Below are 10,671 nucleotides of genomic sequence, written 5' to 3' on the forward strand. Positions count from 1 at the left end.
GACCGGCCGGCGGAAGCGTAGCTTCCGACCGACGACGCGGGATTTACTCCCGCGTCGGCCGACAGAAAGAAGGGGTCGGAGGCTTGGCGCTTCCGGCCCCTTTTTCTTGTGTCACGGCTGGAGCCGGGAGCACCCGACACAATGGATCCCGGCCTTCGCCGGGATGACGAGGGTGGTAGGAGTAACCTGCCCCACTCCCCATCAGATATTCCCCTGCTCCTCCTCCGGCACGTCGTCGTCCGGCCCGTAATAGAGCTTCGCGCATTCCGTGCGCAGGCAGCCGCCCTCGATGACGATATCGTCACGATACGCGTCGGCGATGAACGTCAGCGTGTCGATATGGCGGTCCTCGAAATACATCTCGTGGACGTCGTCACGGCCGGCGCCATAGACAACACGGCCAACCTTCGACCAGATCGACGCCATGGTGCACATCCCGCACGGTTGCAGTGTGGAGTAGAGCGTCGCGCCGCGCAGTTCCATGTCGCCCTCGCCTTCGCAGGCGCGGCGGATCGCCATCATTTCAGCGTGCGCGGTGGCGTCGGGCAGTTCCTGCGTCTGGTTGGGTTCGGCCGACAGCACCCGGTCGCCCCGGACGATGATCGATCCCAGCGGCGAGCAGGACGGGTCGTCGCCCTTGGTCCGGGCGATGGCGATCGCCTGCCGCATCCAGTGTTCGTCTTGTGCGGTGAGCATCGGCAATTCCCTTCGCGCGGCGTAACGCTTCGGGAACGCGAAAGGGTCAGGTGGCGGCGGCGAGGATGTCGTCGCTCGACGCCGGTCGCACGTTCAGTTGGGCCAGCAGGTCGAGCACCGCATCCCACCAGCGCCAGAAGGCGGTAAGATCGGCGGCGTCACGCACATAGGGGGTGTGGCCGGGGACGAGGCTGGGCGAGTGATAGGCGAAGTTCAGGACGCGCCCCCCCTCTCCCACCGCCACCCGAACCGCTTCTAGGGCGTCGACCAGCGGCATATCCTCGGGCGTCAGCGCGACGCGGTGGAGAAGGCCGAGCCGGGCAAGCACGCCGCGCCCGCGCGGGATACGCCCGGCGCCTTCGTACAATCGCCCGCCACCGCGTCGCAGCCGGCCGGTAAAGACGGTGGTCAGCGGCAGTTCGACGATGCCGCCATCGGTATGGAACGCGCCATTGCCGATGCCGCGATAGTCCGGCCCGCCCTGCGCACGATAATCGTAGCGGGCGCGCATTGAGCTATCGAGCCGATAGCCGCGTTCTGCCAGCGACCCCAGCGTCGCCGGTCCCAACCCGTAGCGGCCGGCGCGATAGACGGTCGGGCGGGTGTCGGTGATCCGGATAAGCGCGTCGGTCAGCCGGTCGAGCTTGGCTGCCTCCAGCATGGGCGGCAGATTGCCGGCGAAGCTGCTCCGCGCGGTCAGTGCCTCGTCGAACGGCGGATTGACCCACGGGTGGAGCTGCGCGCCGATCGTCGCATGGCCATGCGCCGTAATGTCGCGTAACGCGTCGATCGCCGCCGGATCGGTCGCGATCGGGTAATCGACCAGATAGCAGCTTTCGACGCCGCGTTCGGCGAAACGGCGATGCGCGTCGGGCAGTGCGGCGACCGCGCTCACCCCCCAGCCATCATGGCGGAACGGTGCCCGCCAGTCGAATTCTTCTTCGGTATCGACGAAGACGGCGAAACGCGTGCCGAACCCCTCGCGCCAGACGACTGGACGGCCATCGGCGGGCCGGAACGGAACCATCAGCGCCGCTGCGCCCGCCCGATTTCCACGACATTGGCGGCGGGCAGCCGCAGCGTCAGCGTCGCCGATCCGAACACCAGCGTCCCGTCGAGCTCGCGCGCAAGGTTGCGGGCTAAACGGAGCGCGAAGCCGGTGCCGAGCAGCGACATATCCTCTTCGCCATCATCGACGTCGAAGACGCTGTCGCCGGGCCATGCGTCGAGCGCCTGCGGCCGGTCGAGCACGATCGCGACATAGCCGTCGCCTTCCAGGCCGACGCGGACATGGATCGATTCGTCGTGCCCGCCCGCCGAAACCAGCGTCGCGAGCAGGCGCGCGAGCAGGCGTTCGACCGCGCGGCGATCGCCGGCAACCGCGATGTCGGTCGGCTCGACCTCCAGCAGGGTTCCGCGCAATTCGCACAGCGAGACCAGGTCGGTGGCGATGACGTCGAACAGCGGGCCGAGGGCCACCCGGTCGTCGCGCAGGTCGAGTGCGTCGCCATCGATCCGCGCGGCAAGGTCGAGATCGTCGATCACCGCAACCAGATCGCGCGAATGGTTGAGGATCGCGCCGGCCCGGTCGCGATAGACCGGCAGCACCGGGCCGAGCAGCTCCTGCTGGATCATTTCGGCAAAGCCCGCAATCGCGCCCGCCGGGGTGCGCAGTTCGTGGACGAGCTGGCGCAGCTGGGCGATGCCGGCGTCGCGGTTCGGCGAGGGTTCGGCGCGTTCGCCATGATAGGGGCGCCGGGCGGTACCGCGATAGCCGATGAAGCGGCCGGTCGCATGGTCGAACGCGGGCACACCGGACACGAACCATTCGCCGGTCGCGTCACTGTCGCCGCCGATGGTCAGGCGCGCATCGCGGAACGGCGCGCGCTTGCGAAGCGCCCCGGCGGCGATCGCGTCGAACCGGGCATGGCCGGGCGTCGCGCAGAAATCGAGCGACAGGCCGATCAGCGGCGCGCGGCTGACGCCGTCGACCCAGCGGATCTGTCCGGTGGCGTCGGCTTCGAAGCGGAAGCTGTCCTGCGGCGCGACCGGCGGCGGCGGGGGCGGCGCGCCATCATGGGTGCGCTCGAACGCTTCGATCCGGGCCATGACGTCGGCGATGCGGAATGGGCCGGCGGGATCCGGCTCGGCGACCGGATCGAGAAGCTGTGGTTCGGGGGCGGGCTGCTGCGCGGCCGGTTGCGGTTCCACCGTGACGGGCGCAGCGACCGGCTCCGCTACCGGAGCCAATGGCGCGACCTGCTCGGCGGGGCGGTCGTCGGCCAGCACCAGATCGACCGAGCCGAAGCTGTCGAGGGCGCGGTGAACGGCGGGATCGATGTCGCGGCGGTTGCGGACGACGCCGCGCGCGGGCGGCGACAGGCGCGGTAGCAACGCCTGCCACTGATCGAGCGACAGCGACGCGCTGCGCAGCACCGGCAGCGCCGCCTCGATCACGTCGGTCGCCAGCAGCGCGACCAGATCGACCGGCGGGCGCGCATATTCGAGGTCGCGGGCGCTGGCGATGCGGACGGTGCGCGGCACATGGTCACGCAGATCGTGCAGCAGGGCGATGGCGCGCGGATCGGGCGACACCCGTCCACGCCCGATCAGGTCGACCAGTTGCCGCCACACCGACGCGCGCGCGCCCTCGCCCGACAAATCGGCAGCGAGAACCGTTTCGAGAGTGTCGTCGAAGTGCACCAGTCACCCGTGAAAGCGCCCCGCGAAGCCGCGACGCTAAGGAACCCTTAACGAGGAGAAACGCATTCTGAAACTGCTCAATTTCGGTACGTCGCAATGTGGGACAATTACGCTTCCGCGCAATTTTGTGATGCTGTAGGCAGGGCTTTCATTCGAACCGAACCACGGACCGTAACTTATGGCTTTCGATCGTATCGACCGGCAGATCCTGTCGCTGTTGCAGGAGGACGGGCGGATGACGAACGTCGAACTGGCCGAGCGTGTCGGGCTGACCGCGCCCCCCTGCCTGCGCCGCGTGCGCGCGCTGGAGGAAGCGGGCGCGATCAAGGGCTATCATGCCGCACTCGATCCGCGGCTGCTGGGCTTCACGATCACGGTGTTCGCGCTGGTCAGCCTGAAGAGCCAGGCGGGCAGCGATCTGGCCGCGTTCGAGGCGCATGTCGCGACCATTCCCGAGGTCCGGGAATGCCATATGCTGAACGGCGAGATCGACTTCATCCTCAAGATCGTCGCCGCCGATCTGGAGAGTTTCCAGTCGATGCTGACGACGCAGCTGATTACCGCACCGAATGTCGCGAGCGTGAAGACATCGCCGACGGTGCGGACGTCGAAGGCATTGCCGGGGATACCGGTGGTTACGGAATAGGGTTGGAGTGGAGCAGCTTGCGCAGAACGCACACCGTTCGTGCTGAGTAGGGGTTGAGCGAAGTCGAAGACCCGTATCGAAGCACTCGCTACGGACGGTCCTTCGATACGCCATTTCGACAGGCTCAATGGCTACTCAAGACGAACGAACGGGCGGAATGAATGGAGGACCGGGTTAGCAGCAGGACGTGCTGCTATCGAGCCGATGCGAACGGCCCAGATCCGTGTTAAGAAGCATTCTTCCAGCGCAGGCTGAAATTTTCCTACCCCGCCCTCCTTCCCGTTCGCTTCAAGCATGTCGGGAAGGCGCGGCCCAAACTGAGCGTTCTCGACGGACGCTTCTCGACTTCGCTCGAAGCTGCTCGAACCGAACGGATTTAAGACTTGGCGTTTGGCGTTTTGGAAGCGGGGATGCGGCGTTCGTCCTAGCCTCGCCTGCCCCCTCCCGTTCACTTCGAGCGCAGGTTCGAGCTTGTCGAGAACCGTAGTCGAGAAGGCAGTGCCACAAGCAACTCGTTCTCGACGGACGCTTCTCGACAAGCTCGAAGCTGCTCGAACCGAACGGTTGGGGTTTGGAAAGGTTGAAGGCCAAAACAGAAGCGGCCCGAACAGTCGCCTGTCCGGGCCGCTTCGCATCAAACAAGACGCGATCAGTTGTTGCCGACGACCGGGGTCGAGGCGACGATGCGCGGCTGGTCGACGAACAGCGTCCAGAAGGTCGCGATTTCGCCGCGCGGGCCGCTGGTGACCTTGGCGAACGATGCCTTGGCTTCGGCGGCGTTGCCCGAGCGTGCCTGGGCGATGCCGATACGGGTGTTCACTTCGTCGGCATCGACGCCACCCTTTTGCAGCGCGAGCTGATACAGTTCGATCGCCTTGGCATTGTTGCCGGTCGCCAGATAGACATTGCCGGCCGCCGCCGCAGCGCGACCGTTCGCCCCCGCCTTCGCACGGGTTTCGAGCGCGGCGACCGAACCATCGGCCTTGATCTGGGTCTGAGCCGTGCTCTTGATGCCGTTGAACACTGCTGCCGATGCCGGGATCTTGCCCTGCGCGCGACCTTCGTCGACCAGCGTGACGGTTTCGTACGGCAGGCCGATGTCCTGCGTGACCTGCGTATATTCGCGATAGTCGTTCTGGTCGGCCAGCGACTTGGTATCGCGCATCAGGCGCAGCACGTCGACGCGCGCCTGATTGCCGAGCGTCGCGCCATTGTTGTCGGCACGGTCGCGGAACAGGATCAGCACCTTGCGCCAATTCGCCTGGGTCGGATATTCGGTCAGCTGACGCCGCGCCCACTGACCGGCTTCGGCCGAACGCTTCGACTTGTACAGCTGCGAGATCATATAGTCGTACCACTGCGACGGCACCGGCTGACCGGCGGCCTTCTTCGCGGCGATGACCTTTTCCATGTTCTGGACGCCGGCATCGATATTGCCGCCCTGAATCTCGATCTGGGCGAGGCGCAGGTCGAGATCGGGGTCGTTATAGCCGGCCTGCTGCGCACGCTGGAAGAACTGCTTGGCGGCGTTGCCCTGCTTCGCGTCGAGCGCGAGGATGCCGCGGTTGAAATACAGACCGCCGCGCTCTTCCGGCTTCAGCTTGGGGCTGGCCAGCAGTTCGTCGATCGCGGCGGCGAGCGCCGGGCGGTCGTTCTTGCCCTGTGCGGCCTGCACCTTGGTCTGGGCGAGGAAGAACGCCTCGTCCTGATTGCCGGCGGTCATCGCGGCCTGCGCGGCGGCGAGCTGCGTGTCGGCGGTGGCGAAATCCTTCGCCTTCACGGCGGCATCGGCGGCGAGGATCGCGGTGCGGAACGCTTCGCTGACCTGCGGGCCGGCGGGTGCCGCTTCTTCCTTCTTGCGCTTCTGGGCGTCGGCCGGCGGGGCGACGACCAGGGTTGCACCCAGGCCGAGCATGGCGGCGAGGGCAGCCTTGGAAACGAACGTCATGCCGTGATCTCTCCCGAAAACTGGTGCCGGAACAACGCCCGGCAGGCGTCGCTCCTCTAGGTCCTGTGACGCATCCGCACAAGCGGGCGCGCGCGTCGTCCGATGGCGGACACCGCGTGAACGCGCGTTGAACGGTTCGGCTCCATTACGCGCTTTGACGAGAGAGAAACAGAAAGATAGGCGGCGGCAATGATCGCCATTCTCTCTCCCGCCAAGACGCTTGATTACGACAGCCCCCTGCCCGCCATACCGCAGCACAGCATGCCGCGATTCCCCGAACCGACCGGGCAGATCGCGCGCGGGGCGGCACGGCTGGGGGCGGCAAAGCTGGCGACACTGATGAAGATTTCGCCCAAGCTCGCCGAATTGAACGCGCGGCGCTATCGCGAGTTCGACGATGCGCCGGAACGGCCGGCGCTGCTTGCCTTTGCCGGCGACGTCTATACCGGGTTCGATGCCAAGTCGCTGGAGGAGCCGGGCTTTGCGTTCGCGCAGGATCATGTGCGGATCCTGTCGGGACTGTACGGGCTGTTGCGGCCGCTGGATGCGATCCGCCCCTATCGGCTCGAAATGGGGACGCGCTGGGCGCCGGGGCGGGCGAGCGACCTCTATGGTTTCTGGGGGACGCGCATCGCGGCGCTGCTGGCCGAGGATGTGGCGGCGAGCGGTGACGGCGTGGTGCTGAACCTTGCCAGCCAGGAATATTGGCATGCGGTGGCGGGGAAGCTGCCCGATGGCGTGCGGGTCGTCGACGTCGATTTCCGCGAGAACGGGCCGGAGGGGCCACGCTTCGTCAGCTTCCATGCCAAGCGGGCACGCGGCATGATGGCGCGCTGGATGTGCGAACACCGCGTGACCGATATCGATGCGATGCAGGGGTTCGACAGCGATGGTTATCGCTTTGCCGGCGCCGAGGGGGACCGCTGGACGTTCGTTCGCGGTTAGGTGAACAGCGACAACAGCGCCAGCACCACCGACGACCCGGCGAGCGGGCCGATGAACATGACCAGCAGGAAGACGGCGATCGTGCCGATCATTACCCGTTCCTGCGGCCGGGTCAGCCGGGCGGGCTGCTCGGGCGGTTCGTAGCCATCGGGTGGTGGCGGCCAGGCGTTGGAGTCGTAGAACATCGCCCCTCCCTTCAACGACGCGCCGCGACGACGATCGCCGCGCTTGACAACAGGATCGCGGAAACCAGCGCGCCGACCGACAACAGCCCGGTCGGAGTCACCGACACTTCGGCCTTCAACCGCAGTTTGCGGCCGGCACGCAGGGTCAGGGCGGCGTGATTTGGAACGGTCATCAGCCCCACAACGCCGCAAGCGCGATTGCTATCCCGCTGCGATCGGAAGCGTTTTGCCGATCGTGCGGTCCAGCCCACGCGCAGCGACGATGTCGAGCAGCGTCGCGCCGATGACGAAGGCGATCGATCCCCAGATCGCGCGGTTCCGGGGTGAGGATCGGGCGGCAAGCGCGAGCGCGGTCAGGTCCATCGCGTCGCCCGCGACCCGGTTCCAGACATTGGTGGCGACCGACGGAGCAGCGATCAGATTGGCACCGGCAAGCAGTTCGCGGGCGCCGAAGCCGTTGACCAGCCCCTCATGCCCGTCGGCATCGAGCGCAGTGGTGACGCGTTTGGCGTCGAGCAATTCGACGGCGCCGAGCGCGATCGAAAAGAGGCCGAGGCGGAAGCCAAGCTTGCGATAGTCCATGATCGTCCCTTCGCCGGCGATTGCGTTGGGAACGGTGGGGTACTCGGGCAGATTCCGAGAAAGTCCCTAACTTACAGCAGGTTACATCTTCACCTGCTGATAAATTGCCATGATCTAGGGCGTAATTCCAGCGCAGGCCGGGGTCTCATAAGAGGTTCTTGTCACATCCCATTACCGCGATATCCCAACCTTCGCCCGGATGACGTACGTGGCGGGGACGCCTGCGAAACGCCGATAAAGGCGCCCCCGCTTGCGTGGCGGGGGCGCTCCCTCTCCTACCCCTTACGCCAGTTCGCGGGTCTTCGGCGCGGCGTCGCGGACGCCGGCATCGACCGCATCGGCGAACTGCGCGAAATTATGGTTGAACAGGTCGACCAGCTTGGCGGCGGTGCGGTCGTACGCCTCGCCATCGGCCCAGGTCGAACGCGGATCGAGGATCGCAGCATCGACGCCCGGCACCGATACCGGCACTTCGAACCCGAAATTGGGATCGGTGCGGAACTCGCCATCGGCCAGCGAGCCGTCGAGCGCGGCATTGAGCAGCGCGCGCGTCGCCTTGATCGGCATACGGCGCCCTTCGCCATATTGGCCGCCGGTCCAGCCGGTGTTGACCAGCCAGCAATCGACATTGCCCTTCGCGATCCGCTCCTTGAGCAGATTGCCATAGACCGAGGGGTGGCGCGGCATGAACGGCGCGCCGAAGCAGGTCGAGAAGACCGGTTCCGGCTCGGTCACGCCGATTTCGGTGCCGGCGACCTTTGACGTATAGCCCGACAGGAAGTGATACATCGCCTGATCGGGGGTCAGTCGCGCGATCGGCGGCAGGATGCCGAAGGCGTCGGCGGTCAGCATCACCACGTTGCGCGGCGTCGGCCCCATATTGTCGGCAGAGGCATTGGGGATGAAGTCGATCGGATAGGCCGCGCGCGAATTTTCGGCGATGCTCGGATCGTCGAGGTCGAGCGTGCGCGTTTCCGGGTCCATCACCACGTTTTCGAGCACGGTGCCGAAGCGCTTGGTCGTCGCAAAGATTTCCGGTTCGGCCTCGGCCGACAGGCGGATCATCTTGGCATAGCAGCCGCCTTCGAAATTGAAGACCGCCGTGTCGGACCAGCCATGTTCGTCGTCGCCGATCAGCGTGCGGCTGGCATCGGCCGACAGCGTCGTCTTGCCGGTGCCCGACAGGCCGAAGAATACCGCGGTATCGCCGTTCGGGCCGATATTGGCCGAGCAGTGCATCGGCATCGTGCCGGTTTCGGGCAGCAGGAAGTTGAGGAGGCCGAACACTGACTTCTTCATCTCACCCGCATATTGCGTGCCCCCGATCAGGATCAGCTTTTCGGTCATGCTGACCGCGATCACCGTCTCGCTGCGGCAACCATGGCGTTCGGGATCGGCACGGAAGGTCGGCAGGTCGATGATCGTGAAATCGGGCACGAAATCGGCAAGGTCGGTGGCTTGCGGCCGGACCAGCATCGTGCGGATGAACAGGTTGTGCCACGCCAGCGTGTTGATGACGCGCACCTTCACCCGGTGCTCGGGCTGCGATCCGCCGAACAGGTCCTGCACGAACAGCGTCGGTTCGGTGGTCAGCTGCTCGAGGAAGTCGGCCTTCAGCGCCGCGAAATGTTCCGGCTGCATCGCGCGGTTGGTCTTGCTCCACCACACCGTTTCTTCGGTAATGGCATCGCGGACCATGAACTTGTCCTGCGGACTGCGGCCGGTGTGGCGACCGGTGGTGACGACCAGCGGGCCGTCCTTCGCCAGCCGCCCTTCGCCACGCGCGACGGCCTGTTCGACAAGCTGCGGCGTTTGCAGGTTCCAGTGCACATCGGCGCCGGTTTCGATCCCCATTGCCGCAAGTCCGTATTCCGGCGTCACGATCGCCATGCTGCCATTCTCCCTGTCGAATCACCGGCGGCGAACGCCATGTCCGCCACCTCGCCGTATGTTCGTTATGCTTCCCCTATGCTTGCCCGGCCCAACCGTCAAACGCGTTAAACATCAATTTCGCCATGACGTTATTTTGTCGCGACCAATATGGGACGGTGGCGCGAGCGCCCTCAATTATATGACGATTTGATCCGGCCATGACCATTGAGCCAAGAGACCCTTTCCCGTAGGCAGGAACGCGATGCAGACGGATCCTAGGCAATGACCGCGACGATCGCGCTGGTCGATGACGACCGCAACATTCTGACCTCCGTCTCGATCGCGTTGCAGACCGAAGGCTTCACGACCCGCGTCTATTCAGATGGCGAAGTCGCGCTGAAGGCGTTTGCCGAAAATCCGCCCGACCTCGCGGTGCTCGATATCAAGATGCCGCGCATGGACGGCCTCGAACTGCTGCGCCGCTTGCGGGAGCGCAGCCGGTTGCCGGTCATCTTCCTGACCAGCAAGGACGACGAGCTGGACGAGGCGCTGGGTCTGGCGATGGGCGCCGACGACTATATCGCCAAGCCGTTTTCGCAGCGGTTGTTGATCGCGCGCATCCGCGCCATCCTGCGCCGTGCCGAACCGGCCCAGCCGGGCGAAGGGGGCAGTCCCGAAGGCGCGCAGCCGGTGCTGGAGCGCGGACGCCTCGCGATGGACCCGGCGCGGCACAAGGTGACGTGGAATGGCGAGAACGTGACGCTGACCGTCACCGAATTCCTGATCCTCGAAACGCTGGCCAGCCGTCCCGGCATCGTCAAGACCCGCAACCAGTTGATGGACGCCGCCTATCAGGACGACATCTATGTCGACGACCGCACCATCGACAGCCACATCAAGCGCCTGCGCCGCAAGTTCCGGCAGGTCGACAAGGAATTCGACGCGATCGAGACGCTGTATGGCGCGGGGTACCGGTTCGCCGACGATTGAGGTGGGAGTCGATGCCTGCAAAGCCCCTCCCTGGCAGGGAGGGGTTGGGGTGGGTCGGCCCACGAGGGAACGCCTCGCGCACCACGAACCTACCCCCCCCCCCC

The 10,671-nt window shown here is 65.8% G+C and carries 11 protein-coding genes; 3 read left to right on the forward strand and 8 right to left on the reverse strand.

Annotation, left to right across the window (positions count from 1 at the left end; genetic code table 11):
* Positions 1-201: 201 nt before the first annotated feature.
* The 3 genes from ASE59_RS06825 to ASE59_RS06835 are packed head-to-tail and all read right to left on the reverse strand — an operon-like array spanning position 202 to position 3,399.
* Positions 202-696 carry a nucleoside deaminase gene (locus ASE59_RS06825; RefSeq protein WP_056454147.1) on the reverse strand — a complete coding sequence of 165 codons (495 nt, stop codon included), beginning with the start codon at positions 694-696 and terminating at the stop codon, positions 202-204.
* 46 nt (positions 697-742) lie between these two features.
* Entirely contained in the window at positions 743-1,723 is a 981-nt protein-coding gene (locus tag ASE59_RS06830; RefSeq protein ID WP_056454150.1) for a polysaccharide deacetylase family protein, read from the reverse strand.
* The gene (locus ASE59_RS06835; protein WP_056454153.1) at positions 1,723-3,399 is read right to left on the reverse strand and encodes a sensor histidine kinase; all 1,677 of its coding nucleotides are present in this window, start codon (positions 3,397-3,399) and stop codon (positions 1,723-1,725) included. The genes ASE59_RS06830 and ASE59_RS06835 overlap by 1 nt, the downstream gene beginning before the upstream one ends.
* Before the next feature lie 178 nt (positions 3,400-3,577).
* Here ASE59_RS06835 and ASE59_RS06840 point away from each other — a divergent pair, with 178 nt between their 5' ends.
* The gene (locus ASE59_RS06840; RefSeq protein WP_056454156.1) at positions 3,578-4,045 is read left to right on the forward strand and encodes an Lrp/AsnC family transcriptional regulator; all 468 of its coding nucleotides are present in this window, start codon (positions 3,578-3,580) and stop codon (positions 4,043-4,045) included.
* Positions 4,046-4,694: 649 nt separating this feature from the next.
* On the opposite strand, the gene ASE59_RS06845 is transcribed toward ASE59_RS06840, so the two are convergent.
* Positions 4,695-5,993 carry a tetratricopeptide repeat protein gene (locus ASE59_RS06845; RefSeq protein WP_056454159.1) on the reverse strand — a complete coding sequence of 433 codons (1,299 nt, stop codon included), beginning with the start codon at positions 5,991-5,993 and terminating at the stop codon, positions 4,695-4,697.
* Positions 5,994-6,182: 189 nt separating this feature from the next.
* Between ASE59_RS06845 and yaaA the strand changes: the two genes are divergently transcribed.
* Positions 6,183-6,938, forward strand: a complete 756-nt coding sequence (gene yaaA / locus ASE59_RS06850) for a peroxide stress protein YaaA (protein ID WP_056454162.1) — start codon at positions 6,183-6,185, stop codon at positions 6,936-6,938.
* Here yaaA and ASE59_RS06855 read toward each other — a convergent pair.
* From ASE59_RS06855 to ASE59_RS06865, 4 genes are all read right to left on the reverse strand, one after another.
* A complete protein-coding gene (locus ASE59_RS06855; RefSeq protein ID WP_056454164.1) occupies positions 6,935-7,123 on the reverse strand; it encodes a hypothetical protein in 189 nt (62 codons plus the stop codon). The genes yaaA and ASE59_RS06855 overlap by 4 nt on opposite strands.
* 11 nt (positions 7,124-7,134) lie before the next feature.
* Positions 7,135-7,296: a hypothetical protein gene (locus ASE59_RS20195; protein ID WP_200913177.1), complete on the reverse strand. Its 162-nt coding sequence runs from the start codon at positions 7,294-7,296 to the stop codon at positions 7,135-7,137.
* Positions 7,297-7,324: 28 nt separating this feature from the next.
* Positions 7,325-7,705 (reverse strand): hypothetical protein, encoded by a 381-nt coding sequence (locus tag ASE59_RS06860; RefSeq protein ID WP_056454167.1) that lies wholly within the window; start codon positions 7,703-7,705, stop codon positions 7,325-7,327.
* A 282-nt stretch (positions 7,706-7,987) separates the two neighbouring features.
* The gene (locus ASE59_RS06865; RefSeq protein ID WP_056454168.1) at positions 7,988-9,595 is read right to left on the reverse strand and encodes a phosphoenolpyruvate carboxykinase; all 1,608 of its coding nucleotides are present in this window, start codon (positions 9,593-9,595) and stop codon (positions 7,988-7,990) included.
* A gap of 264 nt (positions 9,596-9,859) precedes the next feature.
* Between ASE59_RS06865 and ASE59_RS06870 the strand changes: the two genes are divergently transcribed.
* Complete coding sequence (locus ASE59_RS06870) at positions 9,860-10,567, forward strand: response regulator transcription factor (protein WP_056454169.1); 708 nt, start codon at positions 9,860-9,862, stop codon at positions 10,565-10,567.
* Positions 10,568-10,671 lie beyond the last annotated feature (104 nt).

Source organism: Sphingomonas sp. Leaf10 (assembly GCF_001421245.1).
In the GTDB taxonomy this organism is placed as follows: Bacteria; Pseudomonadota; Alphaproteobacteria; order Sphingomonadales; family Sphingomonadaceae; genus Sphingomonas.